The organism is Streptomyces sp. A18, assembly GCF_059026065.1.
In genome coordinates this window covers 1-19,748 of sequence record NZ_JBWLKL010000001.1, presented here as the reverse complement: position 1 = coordinate 19,748, position 19,748 = coordinate 1, and the positions used below count along the sequence as shown (strand labels likewise).

The window sequence follows — 19,748 nt, the reverse complement described above, 5'->3', positions numbered from 1 at the left end:
GTTGCTCACAGCGTCCCCGAGACTGCCTGACTGAGATCGCGCACCAGCAGTGGACCGAAGGTGCCGACCGCGGGGCCCAAGTGCGGGTACGGGCGCTGGTTGTAGTGACGGCCCAGACTGTCGACACCGACGAACCCGAACTCCAGACGGCGTCCCTGCGGGGCACTCGTGCCGACCTCAGCGACGATCACCGGCCCTGCCCGGTGCACATCGGACTGCCACGACGCCCGGTACTGGCCCGTGATCACCCTCGGGCCGGGACGACCCGACGCGTTCCGCTGCACCTCGGCCACCAGCGCCTTCGCACTGTGCCGCATCGCAATGTCGGCCGCAGCCACCGCAGCCTTCCCGCCCCGGCTCAACGCTGCAGCCAAGTCGCCGGGGTGCTGAAAACTGCCGCCACTCACGAGGCCACCAGATTCCGGTTGTGCTCCTCCAGCCACACCGTGCGCAGCACCGGGAACGACGACACCTCACCCAAGGCCGACACCCTGTACCTGCGGCCGACTGCCTGGTCGTCCCGTGCCAGGACGACCAGGACGGTGTCGTTCTCCGACAGCTCCGGGGCCTCAAGAGGCAACAGCAGTCGGTAGCCGGCACGGACCTCCTCGATCCATGCATCCTGTGCCGACCCCTTGCTGCGGATGCGTTCCTGATGCGCGTACAACCCGGCCATGTCCGCGTACACCACCGTCGGTGGCGCCGGGAGGAGATCGCCTGTCTCCGGATCGAGCACGTCCTCGCCGCTGCTGCGGGTGACCTCCACCTTGTCCGGCATCAGATGACGTCTCGCGAATCGGGCCAGCCCAGCATGGTCAAGCACGCGCCGTGCCTTCCTGCGGCTCCGAGAGCAGCTCGCGAAGTCGCTGAACAGGGGCGGGACTTTCCTGAAGCGGTGTAATTGCATGGGGGCGGCGATCGACCAGATGGGTGCTCCTCATGCTCACGACCCTAAGTGCGCGTGGCACGACGTCCCTTGTCGCCGGGTGGACCCGATTCCGACAAGGCGGGTCTGCCGACCCTCGTATCAGCCACGTTGCGTGTGTACCTGAACCACAGCCTGTTGCATTTGTTGTGGCTGATTCTTGAAGGTTGGCGCGATACATGCGCAAGTTGATGCAAGTACCCGCGTCCACGGGAAACTTGTCTCGCAAGTACAGGCAACAGCCTGGTGAGCCCAGCAGGCGTCCTCCAAGCTCAGACGCACCGGTCACCCAACCTCACAGGAGGCGCACGTGGCACTGCATCTGCTCTGCAAGGACCCGGAAAGCCCGGACAACCAAAGCCCCACCCTGTACTACGACGACGAGTCCGACACCTACTTGTTCCAGTCGTGGAAGGTGAAAGACGTCGCACGTCTGGACTCGATCACCGTGCCCGACCACGAGACGGTGATCGAGTTTCCCAAACGGCTGCTTCCGCTGTTCCCCAAGCCTGCAGGTGAGGCGAACTGCTCGTGCGGGTCCACGGGCAGCAGCCAGGCCTGACGAGTATGCGGCAGGATGCGGAACCTAGGTAGCTGCACGTGGCCATCTAGGGGCCGCACCCTGCACACTGAAGGCATGGTCAAAAACTCGAGCATCGACAGCGCAAGGATCACCCTCGGCAGGCGGCTTCGCACGATTCGAGAGACGGGCGGCCTGACCGCTCGTGCCCTCGCCAAAGAGGCCGGCTGGCACGAGTCCAAGTGCAGCCGAATCGAGAACGGGCACGTACAGCCTTCCGACGTCGACATCACGACGTGGGTCAGGCTCTGTGGTGCCGAGGAACAGACCGACGACCTCCTCAACACCGCCCACGGCATTCACGTCATGCATGTCGAATGGCGCCAGATGGAGCAGGACGGGCTCGCCAGAGTGCAGGCTTCGGCCTTCCCGGAATGGGACGGAACACGCATGTTCAAGGGGTACGCCCAGTGCCTGATCCCCGCGCCGCTTCAAACCGAGGACTACACGCACGCCGTCCTCAGCTCCCTACACAAACGGCGGCAGATCCGAGGCAGCAGCCGCACGGGCGCAGACGACATCGAATCTGCCCTGCAAAGCCGGACGCACAGACGAAAGATGCTGCTCAACCCGGAGAAGGCGTTCCACATCGTGGTGGAGGAGGCAGCCCTACGCCACCGCATCGGCGATCCACAGACGATGACCGAGCAACTGGCCCACCTGCTCCAAGCCTCCGGCTTCCCGAGCGTGCGCCTCGGCATCATCCCTGAAGCCGCTGACCGCACAGACATCTGGCCAGTCGAGGACTTCTGGATGTTCGACGACAAGCAAGTCCGTGTCGAACTCGTCTCCGCCTTCCTCCAGATCACCCAACCCAGCGAGACCAAGCTGTACCGGCAAGCCTTCGACGAACTCGCCGACAAAGCGGCGTACGACCAGCAGGCCACCCTCATCATCGCCGGCGCACTCACCGACCTCGCCTCACACAGCTGACCCCAGGGTAATGCGCCACCGTCCCTGAAGTCGGCCCACCGACACCAGGGACAACAACCGGTGAAGCCCACCCCACGCCCATCAGCCCTGCCCGCGTTTTTCTCCATGGCGATCCTCATCGGGGCACTGATCGCGTACCTCTTCTCGGCACACATGTCGGCAATCAAGCCCGACAGCGGTACCGATGACCCCAGAGCCGAACTCACCGAACGGTTCAACCGCCACCTGGAACCCGACTGGCGCCCGGATCGAATGACCCTGGGTGTAGCTCTTCTCCGGTGAGGGCTTTTGGGCTTGGTTATTGCTGATCGCGGTGGTTTGCCGGATCGTCGTGTCCAGGGTTCGGGTTCTTGGGGGCGTCGATGGTGTCGTGGCTGGAGGAGTTGGAGCGGCGGGAGGCCCGCGCGCGCGAGCGGATCTTGGAACTGCGTGGTGAGATCGAGGAGTTGGCGGGGCAGCTGACCGAGCAGGAAGCCGTGGTTTCCCGGTTGGAGGTCACCCGGGAAACGATGACCGAGATCCTGTCCGGGGGCGGGCCGGTGACCGGCCCGGATGAGGAGACGGAACCGGAGAGCGAGGCCGGGGCGCTTGAGGAGCCGGAGGTGGAGGCGGACCGGTTCGAGGTCGGCTCGCCAGTCGGGGTGCGTCTGGTGCCGTCGTGGTCTGCTGAGCTGGGAGTGGAAGCTCTGCCGCGTGGATACGCGGACATCGTGGAGGTGCTCGCGGATGCGGTGCGTCCGATGCGGGCGCATCAGCTGTGCTCCGTGCTGGGGCTGTCGACGGACAAGAGCAGGGTGGAGGGCTTTCGTTCGAAGCTGAAGCGGCTGAGCGGGAGGGGCTGGATCGCCGAGGTGTCCCCGGGCCTGTTCACTTCGCGGGATACGGCGCCGCAGGGGCGTGCGCCGGGGCGGGGCAATGACTCCGTGGTGTCGCCTCGCGCCGGTGAGCGGGAGGGCTCTCGCGCCTAGCGTCGAGGGTGACGAAACCATTCGATGCCCCGGAACGAGAGCCCGATGGAAGACTACGAGCATGCCGCGATGGCTGACCCGCTTGCCAGCGCGGTTTCTTTCTTCACTCAGCTGATCTCCGATCTCAACGGCCCCGCCGTGCTGGCCCGGCCCCATCAGGACGTGGAGGAAATGGCCGCGGCGCGGGGCCGGGAGCTGGCCCGGCTGCTGCTGCAAGCCCACCTTGATCTGCGCGCCCGCCGCGAGGAGGCGGAGCTGACCGCGCTGGATACCTGCTCCCGTGCGGCCCTCGCCGACGGACGCACCCGCCTGGAGCGCGGGCATCACCGTGAACTGGCCACCGTCATCGGGACGGTGAAGGTCACCCGGTGCGCGCTCAGGTCACCGGGCCAGGCCAACTGCTACCCGGCCGACAAGGTGCTCGGCCTACCGCACGAGCGACACAGCCTGGGGGTGCGCAAACTGGCCGTGCTCGAGGCGGTGCGCGGCTCATACGACACCGCGATGGAGGCGATCACCCGCTGCTGCGGGAAGGTCGTGGGCAAACGCCAGGTCGAACACCTCGTGCAGGCCGCGGCGGTGGACGTGGCCGCGTTCTATGCCGCCCGCACCCCCACGCCGGCGAGCGTGGCGACACTGCTGGTGCTGTCCGTGGACGGCAAGGGCATCGTCATGCGCCCAGGCCATCTGCGCGAAGCCACCCGTAAGGCGGCCGAGCGCGCGAAGCGGACCTTCCGCACCCGCCTGGCCACCGGGGAGAAGACGGGACGCAAACGGATGGCGACCCTGGCCGCCGTCTACGACGCCGACCCGGCCGTGCGCCGCCCGCACGACATCATCGCCCCACCGGGCGGCCGCAGCACCGTCCGCATCCCGCGCCCCGGGCCGAAAGCGCAGGCCAAATGGTTAACAGCTTCGGTCGAACACGATCCCGCGTACGTCATCGCCGCCGCCTTCGACCAAGCCCAGGCCCGTGACCCGCAACACCGCAGGTGCTGGGTGGTCCTCGTCGACGGCGCCCGCCACCAACTCGACCTGATCCAGGCCGAAGCCGCACGCCGTGACGTCACCGTCCACATCGTCCTCGACCTCGTCCACGTGATCGAGAAACTCTGGGCCGCGTCCCGCTGCTTCCATGCTCCCGCCGACGCGGACGCCGAGGACTGGATTGCGGTCAAGATCGCCCGTGTTCTTCACGGATGCGCCCAGCAGGCCACCGACGAGATCCGCGCCGAAGCCGACCGCCGCAAGCTGACAGATGATCAACGGACCGCCGCCGACAAAGCCTGCCAATACCTCAACAACAACGCCGACTTCATCCACTACGACCGGGCACTCGCCGCCGGCTGGCCGATCGCCAGCGGCGTCATCGAAGGTGCGGCCCGTCACCTCATCGCCGACCGGCTCGACATCACCGGCAGCAGATGGAGCGTCCCGGGCGCCGAGGCTCTCCTCACCCTCCGCGCCGTCATCAGTAACAACGACTTCCCGGCGTACTGGGAGCACCATCTCACCGCCGAACATCAGCGTCTCTATCCAGCTGACCAGTACCGATACGCTCTCACCGCGTGAGAACCACCACTTCGTGCTACCGGGCGATGGCGTTCCCGGTTCCGGCCGCCAACGCGGCCATCTCCCGCAAGCGCTCGTAGTATTCGATCGCGCCGCCCTCGTCTTCGATCAACGGCAGGACCTTCTCAAGGGCCGCGAGGCACCCGAGCAGGATCTTGTGGCGCCTCTCATCGAGGGGCCCCGACAGAGACGAGGAGACACAGCCAGCGATCTCCGCGTCCAGCAACACCATGTCTTCACCTTCGATCTCTCGACGGCGCATGTGCGGTGGGAAGGGCGCTCGCATGTGCTCTTCCCAGAGCCGTGAGAGCAGGTTCAGTCCCGTTTCGCTCATATTCGCGATCATGCCCTAAAGCCAGGCTCTGCGGAAAAGAGCACCCGCAGAGCCGTCGAATGACCGCTCGACCTGCTTCCTCGGCCATGGACGCCTGCATGCCGACCTGAGGACCACCTCACTCAGAACGAGCCGCACCCAATGACCCTCGCCCCCGCCAACAGACAAGAGATCCAGATAGCCGCCCGCCCCGGCGCCGCCATAACACACCTCGCCATCACCTGCTCCGGGCCGGGGTACATCATGATCCGCCTCAACAGCACCAGTGACGCACCCCGGACGGGCATGCAATCCTGCGGCACCGAGGCCGACAGCGTGCGCCGGATCAAGCTGCAACCCACCGACTCAGTCACCATCACGCCGGGCACCGACACCATTCAGGTCCTCTGGGGAACACGGAAAGTAGCTGCGGCAGGAATCTGATCGGCCTGGTGCGCCCTATGTGCTGATCTCAGCCGAGGCCGACCGGTCAAGCACCCACAGCCCACTCCCTCAGCTGCGCCAACATGCCGCGGGTCAGCTCACCCGGTCGCCCGTCAGGTCATCCCGGTCGAGAAGAGCCTCATCGAGCCTTTGCCAGTCCACCGCATCAAGGAAACCGACCACCACATGACGCACATCCGCAGGCTCCACGACCACCTCGGCCAAGCCGTCGAACTCGATGCCACGCCAGCCGTGCTGGACGTACAGGGTGATCTCAGGGCCTTCGTCGACGGTCTGCGTGATCCGATACGCCTCCACCGCGGAGGCGACATTGTGCCCGTCGATCTCGATGACCGCAGGCTCATCCGGGCGGGCCGCGATCCGAACGCGGCGGGGCTCCAGGCACGTACTCATGCCCCTGACCGTAGGTGCGCGAAAAGCAGGACCCGCGCCATGAAGATGCTGCCGAAGCAAAGTCTGCGGGTTTCGATTCAGTGGGCGCCGCTGTTCACCGTTCGCGTCGGATCAGTGAGTCGTAGGCGCCGAACGGGGGGATCGGCTCCCAGTTGCTGGTCATGTCGATGCCCAGGCGACTCTCGCTGGAGACTTCGTCTCCGATTTCGATCTCCTGTACGACAATTCCGTCCGGGCTGAAGTCGTATGACTCCATGCGCTCGGAATCTGCATATCCGCCACGTTCAGTGGAATCGCCGTAATCATAGGAGGTCACCGTTTCAAGGAACAGTGCTCCATTGAGGACGGTGAAGGTGTACTCCAAAGACGTGCGTCCGTAACCGTCCATGAAGACGACAGCGGCATAACCGGTTTCCAGACGGATGTGAACACGTAGTTCTGGAGCGGAAGTCTCCGCGGGGCGGGCGACTGCGGTGTACAGCCCCCCAGAAGCGTGGCGGGCCTGAGCCTCCTCAGGCTTCAGCGGACCCATCGGCTCTTCGGTGAGCGTGTTCCAATCCTCACAGTAGGTCCAGATCATGCCCTCTTGCCCTAACCCTTCGGGAGTCGGTAGATGTGGCCGGTCACATCCCGGATGATCACTCGGCTCTTCATCGCTTCCTTGAGGGCCCAGTCTGGCACAGGTTTAGACTGCACCGGGACTTCCAGGTAATACTCACCCCTCAATGGCTTTCCAATCAGATTCGGGAATTCCCGACGCGCCTTGGCGGTATCGGGGATCTTTGTTCCCCTGCTGTACTTCTGGGTTATCTCACGCATGTAGTTCTTGAAAGTTCCCTTCTGGATCTTTGATATTTGCGTGAGTTTGCGGGACACGATCTCTTTGCCGGGGCGGTATGAGTCGAGACGCTTGCCGTTTTCAAGCGTGATCTCGTTGGCCGGGTAGCGATGCCAGTTGTCCCGGTTGAACTGATCCCCCTTCTTCCACCGGTCGCGAAGCCACTGCGGAGGGCCGGTCTTCCCGCCCCCCGAACTCGACGGCATTCCACTGTCATTACTGCCGCTACCGCTGTGGGCCATGAGCGCAACACCCGCCGTGCCCAACAGCGCGGCGTCACCGGCAAACACCCCCGCGCCACCGGCGACTACACCTCCGCCGGCGATCGCGAGGCCGCCGGGCGGGAAGAGCATGATCAGGGCGGCGAGGGAGAGGATCGTCAGGGCGATGCCCGCGTACAGCTCAAGATCTTCCAGAAAGCCCAGAAGCATCGCAGGCGGTTCACCAGGGTTACCGTCGAGAGGTACGTCTTGGCGGTAATGGACGAACAGCAGAAGACCCCCGGCCGGAATGGATCCGGCCGCCGCCCATACGCGCAGGCGTATCAAAGCGAGGATCTCGGCGAGTGGTTGCTGCCCCGCCTTCCGCCAGGCGCGCAGCAGGAGCACCAGCTGCAGCACCGTCCAGGCCAGGGCCGCAATGCCGAACCACAGCAGGATCCGAGGGCCGTTACCGGTGGCGAACCATTCCTGGAAACCCTTCGTGGACGTGAACGAGCCCACCCCGAGGAAGAGCAGCGACGGCATCATCAGGATCAGCGGGATGACCACCAGCGGCCAGCGCCGGCGCCAAGGCCGCTGACGGCGAGCCGACTTAAGCAGGCTGCGCACCCGGGCCGTCTCCCAGGCGCCTTGGTGGTTGGAGGCGTTCATCCGTGCCGCGGTATTCGCCACCGCGGTATGCAGGCTCTCCAAGCGGTCAGGGGGAACGCGTCCGGCGGCGTAGCAGAGGGACCTGCGCATGCGGGCGAAACGCAGCGCGATCAGCAGACTCCACGGCACACGCCAGGCAGCGAACCCACCCAACGCGGCCAGGCCCGTGCGGCCCTCGCGCTCGGCGTCCAACAGGATGGCGGGCATGGCCCGCCGACCTCGATGAATCGCTGCGTAGTCCAGGGCTGCGGCAAGCCCCAGACAGGCCAAGGGCGCCCACTCCAGGACGGCGTCGGGGAACTTGAACAGAGTCTTGGCCCACCCGGCTCCATCCGACCCTCCGCCGGTGTAATTGAACAGCGCGTGGTGCCCGATCGCGTACACCAGCGGCAGCAGGCCCAGCAGCCGCAGCCAGCCACGGGCCCGCAGCAACAGCGCCACTCCCAGTCCGTCGACGGCGCCCCAGACCAGGTGCAGATTGATGCCCAAGCTCGTCTCCGTGAAGCTGAAGTCCAGGCTGCCCAACGAGTTCGGCAACCAAGTGCTCAGCACGGTCGACCAGTCGGGAATGTAGGGGGAGCCCTTGCCGATGCTGCCGATCCCGCCCGACAGCATCCAGCCCCCGCCGCCCGGCAGAGGGAAGGCCCGCTGGGCGTCCAGCATGTGTGAGAGCAGGACCTCCAGCAGGCCGAGCCCGGCACCGGTCGCCGCACCCAGGACGACAAAGTCGGCAAAGCCCAACTGAGAGCGGATCTTCAGGTGCACTCCGGCCAGCACCAGCGGCGCAATCTGCGCGAATTCCTCGACGACCGGGACGAGAGTGTAAGTGCCGCTCCCCATCGCCTCGGTCAGCGACTGGCCCGGGTGCGAGACGGCGGCGCGCGCGTAGAAGTACTCGATGAGCACCGCCATCACACCGCTGCCGTATACGCCAACTGCGACCGTCACCAGCACGGTGGAGAGTTTCAAGGACCGCACCGGCGAGGCCAGCAAAGCCAATTGCAGAACACCGTATATCGCCGCGGCCGCCATAATGAGCGTCACGCACAAACCCCCGATAGCCAACAACCAGCACAAGCCCCAGGAGGCTAACAGCACGCCTTGCGGCCGCGAATGGTCGGTCTTGGTCCCGCTGAAGACACACTGGATGATGCAGGGCAAATTGCCTCTTAGGCTGAACTCGCAGCATCAGCTGCGCAGTTACAGGGCATGTAGGGCAATTTTCCCCATGTGGCGCATCTGGTGAGGTTGGACGAGATGACTCGCAATGAGAGATGAATGACGCGGGTGAAAGGGGAGAGGCAAGTCGTGCATGCCGTAGGTGGCTGGCGGTCACGGAGAACCCATCACTCATCAGCCCGAACTGCTGGCTGCATCGCTCGACTGGGGCTCCGCCCCGCCAGAAGGGCGGAGCCCCAACAAGACGCGCCCCTACGGCTGGCGAACCTCAGGATTCAGCCCGATCGCCTGCACGCGGCGGCACCACCCCAGGAACCCCAGAATCCGGCAATGCAGGATCCGTACGAGGCGGAGTGCCGAGAGCAGCCTCGTAGCGTGCGTCCATGATCTGGTGAAGGCGCCGCGAGCGGCGGGTCTTGGCCGTTGCCATACGGCTCGCACGGGCGCGGGCCCAAAAGGAGCGGCCGATCTCGCCAGCGAAGATCTCATCGGCGGCAGCGGCCACCCACTCGTCGGATAGGTCTCCGACCTCGTACTCCATGGACCAGTGCGAGACCGCGAGATTCACGTACATGTGCTGGCGGCGCAGCAGCACCGTACGCGAAGCGTCGGGGCCACCCCAGCAGTCCAAATACTCGGGACTGTCCATGGCCATCTTGGTCAAGTCGATGTGCATGGTCCTCGAGCCCTGCAGCCGCGTCGCTTTCGCTTCACGGGCCTGAAGCACCAAGGACACCGCCACACCCACAACCGCCAGCGCGGACAGCAGTGCGGACACCGCCCCGTACGTCTGGGCGATGTCGCTGATGTCCTGCCACTCCTTGTCCTTGCCGGGGTCGAACGCCCGCAGAGCGAACGGCGACAAGACCACAAGGCTCAGAGCGCCGACGATCGCAAGCACCGAGAGGGCCAGCAGGGCAGCCCGGGACCGGTACCAGGGCCGCTTCACGGCCGGGCGCTGGTTCACCACGGGCGGGCGGGGGGCGTCGGTCACTGTGCAGCCCCCGCACAGCGGGCCCGCAGCACCGGCTCCGTTACCCGGGCATGGAACGCCGCAAAATCCTCCCCAGAGGCATAGATGGCCTCAAAGTCGGTCGTGCACGCCTCGATCAGGAGTGGATCAGTGTGCCGATACGCGCCAGCCAGAGCACCATCTGGCTTGTACTTCAACTCAAAGAGGGAGTGATTCCCGAGAATGACAAGTTCGGAAAACCAGCGGGGGGGGGTGCTTGAAAGCCAGGTCGGCCTTGGCCGACCACGACACGAATCTGCTCCCCAAGATCAGCACGCTGCCGCAGCACGGCCATCTCCCACACCACATAGTCCGATACAGGAAGCTCGACATACCGGACACGACGCAAGTGGAGCCCACGCTGCTCAGCAGCCGTGAACTGCTCTGCCATCTTCGGTCGTTCGTCCATCAGGAGAGCCAGCGACTCGCGCCACGCGCCACGATCGAAAGCGTCCCAAGAAGCGAACCCTGGCTCCCGGAAATGCTGACCGCACTCCACCTTGTCGACCACCGACACACTCTCGCGCGCGTAGTCCTCCCGGAAAGCCGCCAGATAGTCCGAGACGGGGAGAAGCGGGCCGCGCTCAGCGTCAGACAGGTCCACAACGCGACGGACCCCATCTGAGTCAGCCCCGGCATCGCGGGGCTGGCCCACGTCACCCGCATCACACATCGGGAATATCCGGCTTGGCTGCAACTACCAGACTCCGCGGAAGAATCACCAGCTGCTCATCCGGACCGATCGACGCATCCTCAGGAAGACGCGCAACAAGCTCCGGTGGAGCCTCGCGGCCGATCACCGCCACATCACCATTCGACAATTCCCACATGTCAGGACATGTCTCTGTGGAACTCGTCAACCCCAACTCGGCGGGCGAACGCCCCAGTCGGCGAGCAAAACCAGCATCCGGATCCGCTTCCCACGGCCGCCCCATAACCCACCCCGAACTTGTAGCGGTGTGCCTACAGCAAGTGAAGATCGGAGCGAGGCTAACAATCACCCCGCCCACTCGCAATGGGCCGCCAGCCCAGCCGCCACGCGAGACCACAGCTCCAATCGAGCACGCTGCTGGTCACGGGCCGGGCCTGAAGAATTCGGCCACAGGCAGATATTGGTGCCATCGCTGCTTGAACACAGCAAGGAGAGTAAGTATCCCGGCAGCAGAAACCATCGTCACCGCTGCCAACTCGGGCAGATGCAGGAGTGATACCGCGACGGCTACGCCAGCGATGACCACCACGGTTCCCCCGACACGGAGCAGCTCACGATCCCGCACCGGAGAGAGCCCGGTCAACGAAGCGGCTGGAAGCAGCGCGCCAACATGCCCCGCCGCATACTGCTCGGCAATGGTGGCCATGTGGCCCGCCAGCGCCTCGAGCGCATCGCCCGGCGCGCCCGTGTCGAGTTGACACTCCGCGGTGCGAAGTTTCGCCACAACCTGGCCAGCATGCCGACGCAGTTCGACGCGTCGCGGGGACTTGCGGGGAACAGTCCCGCGCAAGAGGTAGGCACGCTGGACGCACACCTCCACGATCCGCAGCGAAGCCGACACCGTCCGCAACTCCTCCGTGCGTCGTGAACCTCCGGCCCGGTGCGCCTCGGCGCATGCCTTGATTGCCTCTGCGCAGTGCATCACTACGATGCATCTCCGTGTCCTGACATACGCCTCGCGATTGGCAGCTGCGACGAAGTACAGGAAGAGGGTCCAGGCCATGAAAGCGGCGACGGCAAAGGGCCCAGGGCTGGGATTGCCGCTGAGAACCGCCCCCGCCAGATACACCAGGACCGTATCTGCCAGGAAGACCACAGCGACTACATGAAGGGATGCCCAGAGTGCAGTACCTACACGCTGGCGAAGGGTGGCACGAACAGCGAGGGGCAGCGGGTACCAGCCAAAATCGTGGCGGTCCAGAGAAGTTCGCAACTCGGCTATCTGCTTGTCGGCCACACGCCGCACCCGGTTGCGCCGCCACCGACTTATGGGCTCCGTGATGGTCATGAACTGTGAGGATGCCACGGTACTTCCGCGCAGGGACCAGCTTCGGCACACTGCGAAGCGCCAGTCCATCAAGACACGGGCATTGCCCATAACCCTCTCTGCCCGTTCCGTCGCAGCAGGCTTGCCCAGGCAGCCCGCTGGCTGGGCTTCCGTCCGGCGTTGAACTTGCCCGCCACGCAGCGCAGTGCCGTCTGCTTGGAGCTGTCAGAGGAAGAACTCGACGGCCTTGAGGCCCGAGTACGAGCGCCCGGTGAGACGGCTCTGCTCAAGGCGATAGAGATCCACAGGGTGGCTGACCTCCTGTCCACAAGGGTGCCCGCACTGTGCGACTTGGCCACTCTCGGCGTGATCACCTGGGCCGTCGTGCCGACATGTCCTCCCACCTCCGCGGAGATGTCACCGACCTGCGACTCTGAAGCCCAATGGCGCTCGTACTGCCCGCAGCGGACCTGTCAGCGAAGCCGGGGATTGAGGGCCAGCAGCCGGGCCTTGAACGTCGGATCAGCTGAGTTCTCCTCGAAGGTGCCCGTGGCTACGTCCAGGTAGCCCCAGTTCCCCTTCCTGCCCTCACCGCAGACCATCAGCGTCAGAGTTCGGGCAGGCGCATGAATGTGAGTGACCTCGTGGAAGACGTCCAGCGGCACGTCGTTCTCCCCACCAGCCATGTGTGACCGCGTCTCCGCATGGACCCTTCCGTCAAGAACCTGGTACCGCTGCTCGGTGTAGCCGCCCATGAGCACGTGTGCGCGGAACGCCCACGGATGGTTGTGCGGGGCGGGGCCCGCGCCAGCCCTCAGATCCGGCGCCATCCACAGATTGATCTTGATGGTGCGGTCTTCTCCGCGGTGAACTACGAGCTCTCCCTTGTACCCGGCGCCATCCGGATCCGGTATCAGGAGCCAGCTGTGTTCGTCGGTGAAGGTTTCCCAGATGAGGCGTTCGTCCGGAGCGTGGCGTTCCAGGCTACGCACAGCGTGCTCGTGCATCTCCTCATCTACGATCAAGCCCGGGATGATTTCGACGCGTTCCATATTCCGTCTCCTTCGTTGCTGGGCTGCACAGTGCCAATACAGGGGGTGATGCCGGTGGGGCCGTTGGGCCCGTGGCATGTGGACTCTGCGGAAGCAGGCGCAACGTCCCTACGCTGTATGGGGAGCAGGGGGACCTCGGCGACCGACTCCCAAGACATACGCCAGGCCATCTGGCTGTTACCGGCCTCTACGCGGTGGTACACGACGTCGAGGACATGTACACGCGAGACGGTCCATGCAGCGTGGCGCGGCGTGATCTTCCGGAGTGCGCTTTGAAGTGGATCGCTGTCGGCGGAGTCGAACGAGTAGCCGAGCGACGCATGAGGCCGCCCCGGCTCGTACTGCACAGATGAGGGGCCGCGGGCGTCCAGCAGGGTCTTGTGCACGCGGCCCTGGAGCTCGCCGAACTCCTCGCTAGGGAACGCGCCCAGCAGCACCCCTGCACCGTTGGCGATGGGCGGGCCGCACGTGACTGTGAACGCCGGAATGTCGACCAGGCGCTGCTCGAGTGCCGACACGAAGTCTTCGGTGTCCTGCTGTCTCATCTGATCCGACGGCATCGAGGTGTCCATCGCGATCGTGATGTGCAGCAGGTCATTGGGCTGAGGGTCGATCGGGTACGAGAACATCGCGGAACGGCAGGCCGCTGCCAGCGCCAACAGCTCGTGATCGGTCGACCCCGGAAGGGCGTACACGTGCCTGGCCTGCATGGCGTGCTGCCATGGCCGAGACCGAAAGAGGGGGTCCACTTTCTCATTGATGGCTCCTTACGTTGGCCGGGGTCGTCTGCGCCGGCCCCGTCGGCGAGGTATTGGTGCGCGCTTCTTGGGAGCTGCCGATTGTGCGCGGGTGGCAGCGGTCTGTGCGTGATCGTCACATCCAGTCGTGGATCACGGAGCGATCGGTGCGGTCGTGGGCGGCCAGGCGTGTGATGCCCTCGAAGAAGACGATGAAGTGGCTCTCCTGGAAGGCCGCATCGTCCGGATGCCCTACAGGACGCACTGGTGAACTGGCCACGCTCCCCCTCACCTCCCCTGACCGAGGCCAGCGAGAACGGCTTCGAGACCGTCGAGTTCACCGAGAAGGCGACAGATGGCGACCTGACGCTCGGCCCAGTACCTGCGCAGGTCGGCCTCCGCAGCAGCGGGAAGCCCGTACTCGTCGGTGGTGGCGCCATACAGGCTGAACAGCATGTCCAGCAGGGCGATCCGCGCGCTGGCACGGATGTCACTAAGGGGCAGGTGCGGGTTCTCCACACGGTAGGACTCGATCACGCGCAGGGCGCTCCGGGGCCACGACGCGCTGTTCGCGACGGTGCGCGAGTCGAACGCGACGCGTCCCAACTCCCAAGCGGGCAGACAGGTCTCAGCCTGGAAGCCCAGAACCGCGGTGATCAGATCCTCCTGGGCCAGGAGGTTGGTGCGAGTGAAGTCGGCGTGCCCGGCTTGGGCGACAAGGTGCTCCGGCAGCCCGGCGCGGAGGCGCTGCGAGTGCTTGTGTAGGTCGACTCGGCGCTGCTCGAGTTCACCACGGAGCTGGCCGAGTCGCGGATCGCCTTGCGCGACGGCACGCTCCAGAACCGCGTCCATTTCGGCGAGCACTCGGTCGAGCGGCGCTGCACGCCACTGAGTCTGACGCATGCGTGCCGGCGCTGGATATGAGGCCAGGGCCAGATGCATGCGGCCGAGGAGCAGACCAATGTGCTGGGAGCGCGGCACAGTCAGCGGCTCGGTGGCCGCCCTGCCGGGCGCCTCGTCAGTCACCACCCAGCCCGTGCCGTCAACACAGGTGAGGATCTCTCCTTCCCGACTGCGCCACACCCGCGGGGTGGGCACACGGGCAGTACGGCAGAACTCCGACATGGCCCACGCGGCCTGGGCGCGCTCCAGATCAGCGGTGATCCGGTACTGCCTGACGTAGATCCGCCGCGAATCCGCCAACGTGACGCGTCGGTTGATGGTCTCGGTGCCGATCGGAACCGGTTCGGCGGCGGCTAGATCGACGCCGTAACGGTCGGACAGTACCTTGGGGAGAACCTCGTCACCGCGAGCGGCCTCCTCCACGGTTCACCCCCCGACCGTTCGAAGCCGGTTCTGCTGAGGAGGCCCGGCGGTGACGGTGCAGGTGTCGGTCATCGCGGGCAGCAGGCTGGATAGGCGGTGGGGAGGATCTTCACGGTGACGTGCCCTCTTTCTTCACGCTTGAACTCCGGGAATCAACTCGACGCCCATAGTCATCTGGGTGGGGAGGTTGTCAGGTTCCACTCACAGATGGACGCCACCAGCAGGTGTTCACAGCCGCTTCCGTGAACAAGGCAGATCGGGATTGTCGGCCGGGACGGCGGCGCTGCGCTGCAGACCCGGCTGCCTGCCGAGAAGCGGGATCAACGAGTCGGCTGCCGAGGCACTCCCGTCGAAGCGGGGAGCACCGGAGTGCTGTTCTTCGGGTGCGCCGAGTTCAGGAACCATTTCCTGGCCGAGACGAGCCACCAGGAGCCAGAGAAGACCAACACCACACCGACGGCGACCGGTGCGTAGTTGAACGTCTCCATGGTCACCGGGGCCGTCTGGGGCAGCATGAACAGCACTGCGATCACCACAACCCACAGCACGGCGATGATGCCAACGGGCTTGGACCAATGCCCCAGGTGCCACGGGCCACGGCGGAAGTCATTGCCCTGACGCAGACGCAGGAGCGTCGGGATGACGTAGGCGATGTAAAGGCCGATCGTCGCGATGGACGTGACAGCGGCGTACGCGGTGCTATTGAACAGGTAGGGCAGGCCGAGGACGAAGGCGCCAAAAGCGGCGAGCCAGACCGCGTTGGTCGGCGTGCGAGTTCCGGGGTGCAGCTTGTGCCACACCCGGGAGAAGGGCAGGGCACCATCACGGGAGAAGGCATAGATCATGCGGGAGTTGGCGGTCACGCTGGCCATGCCGCAGAAGAGCTGGGCGCCGATGACGATGAGGAGCATCATCTTACCGGTGCTTTCGCCCAGGGCGTCGAGGAAGATCTGCGCGGGAGGCGCCCCGGTAGCGGAGTCGAGGGCACCGCTGTAGGACTGGATCGCGGTGGTCAGCCCCAAGAGGAGGACGAAGCCTGCGGCCCAAGAGACAAGGATGGAACGGACGATGCCTTTGGGGCCTTCGACAGAGGCGTTCTTCGTCTCCTCGGTCATGTGGGCGGAGGCGTCGTAGCCGGTGAAGGTGTACTGCGCCATGAGCAGGCCGATGAGCGCGACGTAGACGGCGGAACCCCAGCCGGTGTTGTTGACGAACTCTCCGAAGACGAACGAGGGGGACTGGTGTTCGTCCGGGACCGTCAACAGAGCGCCGACGATCACCACGACGCCGATCAGATGCCACCACACCGACACCGTGTTGAAGAACCCGACGATGCGCACCCTGAACGTGTTCACCAGCCCGTGCAGGAGCAGGATGATCCCGAACAGGGTGATTGTGTGGCCCGGGGTGGCCGCGTAGCCGAATTCGAGGTTGAGGTAGGCGTTGAGGAAGTTGGCGGCCCCGAAGTCGATGCCCGCGGTGACGGCCACCTGCCCAAGTGTGTTGAACCAGCCGGTGAACCAGGCCCAGGCTGCGGCGGACCTTCGGGGCGCCAGTTTGTGGGCCCAGAAGTAGAGGCCGGCCGACGTCGGATAGGAGGAGCAGACCTCAGCCATGGCCAGGCCTACGAACAATGTCATCAGGCCGACGAACACCCAGCCCCACATGATCAGTGCGGGACCGCCGGTGTTCATGCCGAACGCGTACATGGTCAAGCAGCCACTCAGAATGCTGATGATCGTGAAGCTGACGGCGAAGTTCTGTCTGCCGCTCATGCTGCGGTCGAGGGTCTGGGTGATGCCTAGCTCGGCGAGGCGCTCCTCTTCCGACTGCGCGGTACTTGGAATCTCTAAGGGCATAGGGATGCCTCCTAAGTGGTGATGGCGGTCAACTCGTGGGGCACTGCGATGGGTTGGGCACGGGCCTTCGGTCTGAGGGTCAGGGCTCGGAGACCTTCATCGCCCAGCCGCGGTGCCGGAGGAACAGCTTCTGGGCGTCGCCGCAGTAGCTCCACGGCACATCGGTGGCGTATGGGCCGATGGCATCGAAGATGTCCGCGGCTTCCAGATGTCGGCCCGCGAACGACAGAGCGTGCGCAAGGTAGTTCGCGTCCTCGTGGAAGGCAGCGTGTCGCCGTGCGGGCGCCCGGCAAGACCACCAGTCCTCCCACGCCTGCCAAGTCGACGGATTGTCCGTCCACGGATGTACCGACAATCCGTAACGATCACCGTCCACCTCCATGCGCAGACGGTGCGATTCAGCAAGGGCAACCAACGGCAGCACGTGCAGCGGCAGTCCGCGCGGAATGTGGGCACACCGTTCCTGGGCCCAATGGAAGACCTCGCCGCCGGTGCCGTGCCAGGAGGAGAAGAGGTAGGTGAGGAGCTCGTGGTGCGCGTCTCGATTCCACGGATCGCACTCCACTGCCTGCTTCCACACCTGCTCCAGCGTCGCGCGCCATCTGCGGTCCCGGGGCGGCGAATGGAAGCGCGTCAACGCGAGCATGACAACGTACGGGGAGGGGTCGTGCGGTAAGGCGTCAGCTGAGGCATCACAGGTATCCCACGCCTGCTGCATCGCCTCGTTGAACCCACGGCCCCGGCCGCCAGCCATCGACCTCAGGGCCAGCACGTTGGCCAGCAGGGCCAGGGCGTGCGGAGAGCGCGGCTCCGCCTGCGCCCACGTGTCCGCGAACGTCAGACGCACTCCGGTACGGGCGAGAACCTGCAGACGGAAGATCCGCCTGTCCCAGTCGGAGCCCGTCGTGGCGAGGAGCTCGCGGGCGGCCTCCCACCGGCCCATCGCGGCATCTTCGATCACGTTGCGGAGGGCTGCGTCGTCCCGGGCCGGATGCCGGTCGATGGCCACCCTGCGGCTACCCATGACTGCCCCGTCTCGGGCATACGTCGGAAGCGGCGACCTGCTGGCTCCCGGAGAGAGGAGCCTCCCCTCGTGCCTGGAGTCCGTCCTTGCCATCGGCCACCACGGATGAGGAGGCTCGGCACGCCAACGGCCCTACAGCGACGGCAGTCAGGCACATCGTCCAGCGCATAGGTGTATCTGGCATCGGCATCATCGGAAGTCCTCGGGTCACGTCCAGTAGTCGAAAGGCCGCCGGGGTGCGGGCGAAGGGAGGGGAGTCAGAACTTCACCGTTCCCCGACGGCTGGCCTAAAAGTTGATCTTTGCGATCAGGTCGGCCGCGCCCTGCACGCCCTCCCTGATGTTCGGCGCAGCAGAACTGCCTGCCAGAAGAAGCCGAACAAGATGCACACGACGCCGTGCGCGACCTTCAGGCCCGAATTCTTCACGAGGAGGAAGACGATCACGCCCAGAAGTGCGACGGCGGAGAAGCTAACGACCACGACGGGTCTCCGGGCAGAGTCGCCTGCCACGGCGTGGCCGGTGCTGCGCCACCGAGTGCCGGTGAGTCACCCGCGGTAAGAGCTGTTCTATTCGAACGCGTAAGGCCGAAAGCACCTTGGACTCCGGTAGACGAGGTCAGGGACAGCTGAACCAGCAGCGCGAGCATCGGGAGGCATCCGAAAGATCCGCTCCCAGATGGTTCGTCGATGCCGTGCACTGTGGGAGACCTCAGAGTGGTGGGAAAACGCGCGGCGCGCACATTGCCCAGGTGATATCACTGGAGTGATTTCGGTTTCACCAGGGGCAGTTGGGCCATCAGGTCCGTTGTTTACCCGGGAGGCAGAAGTGCTTGCGCAGTCGCCGCGACGTTGTGAACGGTGTGGCTGCCGACTAAGCCAGTACAACTCCGGAACTCTGTGATCGGCGTGCCTCCGTTCACACAGCCTGCCCCCAGCCACTCCCTCCGTTCCAGAGCACGTGTGGCGAAATTCCGATGTTCAACAAGCCTTGGCGGCATGGGACTTCAGCCAGGTGGTCCGCCTAATCCGCCAGCATGGATCTCTGCGCCAAGACGACGTTGCTCAACTAACGGGCCTCAGCCAGGTGTTCCTCTACATGCTCGAAGCGGGGCGCCAACGCCTCACCAATATCGACAAGATCGCCGAGTTCCTATCCGGCCTTGGAGTGCCTCCCGAGATCTCTCCGCTGCCGCTTCCTCGACGGGCCCAGTCACCGGTAAGCCTGGACGCCGGTGTGACGCTTACAGAGGGACCAGGACACCTGCTCTTGCCCGGCGGCCGAAACCTCGCTCCCACGATGCTGCCCGCGCTAACCGGCGGCATCCTCCCGCATATCCACGTTTCCGCCGGGCTCAAGGCACAATCGGCTGACGGGCGCACCAGCCACCTACTGGGCGCCAAGGTCCAGTTCCTCAGCGAGCTCTTCGTGGTCGAGGTCGTCGCGCCGACCATGACGCGGCCGCACAACCCCGCGCTGTAGGACGTGCCCCTGCTCACCTTTGGAGCTGAGCAATGAGCTGCTCACGTACGGCGCACCACGCAGCGCCGTCACCGCAGTACGACCTGCTCGCGCAAGGATAGACCCCACGGCGTGCCCGCACTGGGCTCTCGACGTGGCGGAAGAACCTTCAGCCGGTTCCGCGGTTCCCGCCTATGGCCGCGCGTACCGCTCCTACGACCCGGGGCATGACGGATTCCGAGATAGCGGAATGGGTCGCCG

Annotated in this window: 24 protein-coding genes and 1 pseudogene; 7 read left to right on the top strand and 18 right to left on the bottom strand. The window is 65.2% G+C overall.

Annotation, left to right across the window (positions count from 1 at the left end; translation table 11 throughout):
* Positions 1-5 precede the first annotated feature (5 nt).
* Together AC5P1C_RS00125 and AC5P1C_RS00120 are read right to left on the bottom strand one after the other, a co-directional pair.
* Entirely contained in the window at positions 6-407 is a 402-nt protein-coding gene (locus tag AC5P1C_RS00125; RefSeq protein WP_493863533.1) for an HK97 gp10 family phage protein, read from the bottom strand.
* Positions 404-907 carry a DUF6093 family protein gene (locus AC5P1C_RS00120; RefSeq protein ID WP_493863532.1) on the bottom strand — a complete coding sequence of 168 codons (504 nt, stop codon included), beginning with the start codon at positions 905-907 and terminating at the stop codon, positions 404-406. The genes AC5P1C_RS00125 and AC5P1C_RS00120 overlap by 4 nt, the downstream gene beginning before the upstream one ends.
* Positions 908-1,235: 328 nt before the next feature.
* Between AC5P1C_RS00120 and AC5P1C_RS00115 the strand changes: the two genes are divergently transcribed.
* From AC5P1C_RS00115 to AC5P1C_RS00095, 5 genes are all read left to right on the top strand, one after another.
* Entirely contained in the window at positions 1,236-1,487 is a 252-nt protein-coding gene (locus AC5P1C_RS00115; protein ID WP_493863531.1) for a hypothetical protein, read from the top strand.
* Positions 1,488-1,562: 75 nt separating this feature from the next.
* Complete coding sequence (locus AC5P1C_RS00110) at positions 1,563-2,438, top strand: helix-turn-helix domain-containing protein (protein ID WP_493863530.1); 876 nt, start codon at positions 1,563-1,565, stop codon at positions 2,436-2,438.
* Positions 2,439-2,543: 105 nt separating this feature from the next.
* Positions 2,544-2,720, top strand: a complete 177-nt coding sequence (locus tag AC5P1C_RS00105; RefSeq protein WP_493863529.1) for a hypothetical protein — start codon at positions 2,544-2,546, stop codon at positions 2,718-2,720.
* An 80-nt stretch (positions 2,721-2,800) separates the two neighbouring features.
* On the top strand, positions 2,801-3,406 hold the full coding sequence (locus AC5P1C_RS00100; protein WP_493863528.1) for a hypothetical protein: 606 nt from the start codon (positions 2,801-2,803) through the stop codon (positions 3,404-3,406).
* Between the two features lie 45 nt (positions 3,407-3,451).
* Complete coding sequence (locus AC5P1C_RS00095) at positions 3,452-4,978, top strand: ISKra4 family transposase (protein ID WP_493863527.1); 1,527 nt, start codon at positions 3,452-3,454, stop codon at positions 4,976-4,978.
* A gap of 16 nt (positions 4,979-4,994) precedes the next feature.
* Here AC5P1C_RS00095 and AC5P1C_RS00090 read toward each other — a convergent pair whose 3' ends face one another.
* Positions 4,995-5,312 (bottom strand): hypothetical protein, encoded by a 318-nt coding sequence (locus AC5P1C_RS00090; protein WP_493863526.1) that lies wholly within the window; start codon positions 5,310-5,312, stop codon positions 4,995-4,997.
* A gap of 141 nt (positions 5,313-5,453) precedes the next feature.
* Here AC5P1C_RS00090 and AC5P1C_RS00085 point away from each other — a divergent pair, with 141 nt between their 5' ends.
* The gene (locus tag AC5P1C_RS00085) at positions 5,454-5,735 is read left to right on the top strand and encodes a hypothetical protein (protein ID WP_493863525.1); all 282 of its coding nucleotides are present in this window, start codon (positions 5,454-5,456) and stop codon (positions 5,733-5,735) included.
* A gap of 93 nt (positions 5,736-5,828) precedes the next feature.
* Here the strand turns inward: AC5P1C_RS00085 and AC5P1C_RS00080 are convergent, their stop codons facing one another.
* From AC5P1C_RS00080 to AC5P1C_RS00010, 15 genes and pseudogenes are all read right to left on the bottom strand, one after another.
* Complete coding sequence (locus AC5P1C_RS00080; RefSeq protein ID WP_493863524.1) at positions 5,829-6,149, bottom strand: hypothetical protein; 321 nt, start codon at positions 6,147-6,149, stop codon at positions 5,829-5,831.
* Positions 6,150-6,243: 94 nt separating this feature from the next.
* Positions 6,244-6,729 carry a hypothetical protein gene (locus AC5P1C_RS00075; protein WP_493863523.1) on the bottom strand — a complete coding sequence of 162 codons (486 nt, stop codon included), beginning with the start codon at positions 6,727-6,729 and terminating at the stop codon, positions 6,244-6,246.
* A gap of 11 nt (positions 6,730-6,740) precedes the next feature.
* Entirely contained in the window at positions 6,741-8,903 is a 2,163-nt protein-coding gene (locus tag AC5P1C_RS00070) for an RNase A-like domain-containing protein (protein ID WP_493863522.1), read from the bottom strand.
* A gap of 403 nt (positions 8,904-9,306) precedes the next feature.
* Complete coding sequence (locus tag AC5P1C_RS00065) at positions 9,307-10,032, bottom strand: DUF6082 family protein (protein WP_493863521.1); 726 nt, start codon at positions 10,030-10,032, stop codon at positions 9,307-9,309.
* A complete protein-coding gene (locus tag AC5P1C_RS00060; RefSeq protein ID WP_493864007.1) occupies positions 10,029-10,235 on the bottom strand; it encodes a DUF6879 family protein in 207 nt (68 codons plus the stop codon). The genes AC5P1C_RS00065 and AC5P1C_RS00060 overlap by 4 nt, the downstream gene beginning before the upstream one ends.
* Positions 10,205-10,723 (bottom strand): DUF6879 family protein, encoded by a 519-nt coding sequence (locus AC5P1C_RS00055; RefSeq protein WP_493863520.1) that lies wholly within the window; start codon positions 10,721-10,723, stop codon positions 10,205-10,207. The genes AC5P1C_RS00060 and AC5P1C_RS00055 overlap by 31 nt, the downstream gene beginning before the upstream one ends.
* On the bottom strand, positions 10,716-10,880 hold the full coding sequence (locus tag AC5P1C_RS00050; RefSeq protein ID WP_493863519.1) for a hypothetical protein: 165 nt from the start codon (positions 10,878-10,880) through the stop codon (positions 10,716-10,718). Before AC5P1C_RS00050 ends, AC5P1C_RS00055 begins: the two co-directional genes overlap by 8 nt.
* A 243-nt stretch (positions 10,881-11,123) precedes the next feature.
* Positions 11,124-12,050 carry a hypothetical protein gene (locus AC5P1C_RS00045; protein WP_493863518.1) on the bottom strand — a complete coding sequence of 309 codons (927 nt, stop codon included), beginning with the start codon at positions 12,048-12,050 and terminating at the stop codon, positions 11,124-11,126.
* 452 nt (positions 12,051-12,502) lie between these two features.
* On the bottom strand, positions 12,503-13,081 hold the full coding sequence (locus AC5P1C_RS00040) for a hypothetical protein (RefSeq protein WP_493863517.1): 579 nt from the start codon (positions 13,079-13,081) through the stop codon (positions 12,503-12,505).
* Positions 13,051-13,710, bottom strand: coding sequence for a 2'-5' RNA ligase family protein (locus tag AC5P1C_RS00035; protein ID WP_493863516.1), 660 nt, complete (start codon positions 13,708-13,710; stop codon positions 13,051-13,053). Before AC5P1C_RS00035 ends, AC5P1C_RS00040 begins: the two co-directional genes overlap by 31 nt.
* A 244-nt stretch (positions 13,711-13,954) precedes the next feature.
* Complete coding sequence (locus tag AC5P1C_RS00030; RefSeq protein ID WP_493863515.1) at positions 13,955-14,098, bottom strand: hypothetical protein; 144 nt, start codon at positions 14,096-14,098, stop codon at positions 13,955-13,957.
* 8 nt (positions 14,099-14,106) lie between these two features.
* Positions 14,107-15,144: a phosphotransferase enzyme family protein gene (locus AC5P1C_RS00025; protein WP_493863514.1), complete on the bottom strand. Its 1,038-nt coding sequence runs from the start codon at positions 15,142-15,144 to the stop codon at positions 14,107-14,109.
* 320 nt (positions 15,145-15,464) lie between these two features.
* A complete protein-coding gene (locus tag AC5P1C_RS00020) occupies positions 15,465-17,003 on the bottom strand; it encodes an amino acid permease (protein WP_493863513.1) in 1,539 nt (512 codons plus the stop codon).
* Between the two features lie 79 nt (positions 17,004-17,082).
* A complete protein-coding gene (locus tag AC5P1C_RS00015) occupies positions 17,083-18,012 on the bottom strand; it encodes a hypothetical protein (RefSeq protein WP_493863512.1) in 930 nt (309 codons plus the stop codon).
* A 302-nt stretch (positions 18,013-18,314) separates the two neighbouring features.
* A pseudogene (locus AC5P1C_RS00010) lies at positions 18,315-18,508 on the bottom strand (hypothetical protein).
* Between the two features lie 478 nt (positions 18,509-18,986).
* On the opposite strand from AC5P1C_RS00010, the gene AC5P1C_RS00005 reads away from it, so the two are divergent.
* The gene (locus tag AC5P1C_RS00005) at positions 18,987-19,508 is read left to right on the top strand and encodes a helix-turn-helix domain-containing protein (RefSeq protein WP_493863511.1); all 522 of its coding nucleotides are present in this window, start codon (positions 18,987-18,989) and stop codon (positions 19,506-19,508) included.
* Positions 19,509-19,748 lie beyond the last annotated feature (240 nt).

Coding starts and splice junctions, on each gene's coding strand:
- AC5P1C_RS00100 (WP_493863528.1), top strand. CDS start 2,801: ATGGTGTCGTGGCTGGAGGAGTTGGAGCGGCGGGAGGCCCGCGCGCGC.
- AC5P1C_RS00110 (WP_493863530.1), top strand. CDS start 1,563: ATGGTCAAAAACTCGAGCATCGACAGCGCAAGGATCACCCTCGGCAGG.
- AC5P1C_RS00085 (WP_493863525.1), top strand. CDS start 5,454: ATGACCCTCGCCCCCGCCAACAGACAAGAGATCCAGATAGCCGCCCGC.
- AC5P1C_RS00095 (WP_493863527.1), top strand. CDS start 3,452: ATGGAAGACTACGAGCATGCCGCGATGGCTGACCCGCTTGCCAGCGCG.
- AC5P1C_RS00105 (WP_493863529.1), top strand. CDS start 2,544: ATGGCGATCCTCATCGGGGCACTGATCGCGTACCTCTTCTCGGCACAC.
- AC5P1C_RS00035 (WP_493863516.1), bottom strand. CDS start 13,710: ATGTTCTCGTACCCGATCGACCCTCAGCCCAATGACCTGCTGCACATC.
- AC5P1C_RS00050 (WP_493863519.1), bottom strand. CDS start 10,880: ATGTGGGAATTGTCGAATGGTGATGTGGCGGTGATCGGCCGCGAGGCT.
- AC5P1C_RS00120 (WP_493863532.1), bottom strand. CDS start 907: ATGCAATTACACCGCTTCAGGAAAGTCCCGCCCCTGTTCAGCGACTTC.
- AC5P1C_RS00075 (WP_493863523.1), bottom strand. CDS start 6,729: ATGATCTGGACCTACTGTGAGGATTGGAACACGCTCACCGAAGAGCCG.
- AC5P1C_RS00040 (WP_493863517.1), bottom strand. CDS start 13,081: ATGGAACGCGTCGAAATCATCCCGGGCTTGATCGTAGATGAGGAGATG.
- AC5P1C_RS00090 (WP_493863526.1), bottom strand. CDS start 5,312: ATGAGCGAAACGGGACTGAACCTGCTCTCACGGCTCTGGGAAGAGCAC.
- AC5P1C_RS00055 (WP_493863520.1), bottom strand. CDS start 10,723: ATGTGTGATGCGGGTGACGTGGGCCAGCCCCGCGATGCCGGGGCTGAC.
- AC5P1C_RS00020 (WP_493863513.1), bottom strand. CDS start 17,003: ATGCCCTTAGAGATTCCAAGTACCGCGCAGTCGGAAGAGGAGCGCCTC.
- AC5P1C_RS00080 (WP_493863524.1), bottom strand. CDS start 6,149: ATGAGTACGTGCCTGGAGCCCCGCCGCGTTCGGATCGCGGCCCGCCCG.
- AC5P1C_RS00045 (WP_493863518.1), bottom strand. CDS start 12,050: ATGACCATCACGGAGCCCATAAGTCGGTGGCGGCGCAACCGGGTGCGG.